Consider the following 493-nt stretch of genomic DNA (forward strand, 5'->3'; position numbering starts at 1 on the left):
CCCAGGCCCAGGGCGGCAGCGGCAGCCTCGCCGAGACCGGCGCCCAGCTGTGGCCGGCCCTCATCGGCGGAGTGCTGGTGATCTTCGGCTTCTTCGTGCTGAGGAGCGTGCGGCGCAACGCCTGACAGCCACCCCACGCACAGCGGGCGGCAGGACCCTCCGGGGCCCTGCCGCCCTCGCGCGTGCCGGGGCGGACGCCTTCGCCCGCCGGACCTCGGACTGTGCACGACCCGGTCCGTCACGCCGTCCGTGTGTGACACTTGATCGCACGAGGCCGCGGCGCCGTCCGAGGGGAGAGCGCCGGCCGCCGGAGAGGGGAAGCGCCGTGAGCCGGAACGCCGTACGCGCACATGAGGACGACGACGTGGCCGCCCAGGCCCGCCACGCCCGTTTCGGGAGCCTGCCGGAGCCCGTCCGGGTGGAGGACCTGGTCGAGGAGAAGCCGGCCGCCGCACCGGACCCGGCCCGCTTCGCCTACAACCCCGACGAATGG

At 75.3% G+C, this 493-nt stretch carries 1 protein-coding gene; it reads left to right on the forward strand.

Annotated elements, in window-relative coordinates:
- Positions 1-125 (forward strand): LPXTG cell wall anchor domain-containing protein (locus LPA54_RS36925; RefSeq protein WP_228984851.1); only part of this gene is annotated, 125 nt, incomplete at its 5' end.
- Between the last annotated feature and the right edge of the window lie 368 nt (positions 126-493).

Origin of the sequence: Streptomyces sp. DH12, from assembly GCF_020873895.1 — a bacterium.
In the GTDB taxonomy this organism is placed as follows: domain Bacteria; phylum Actinomycetota; class Actinomycetes; order Streptomycetales; family Streptomycetaceae; genus Streptomyces.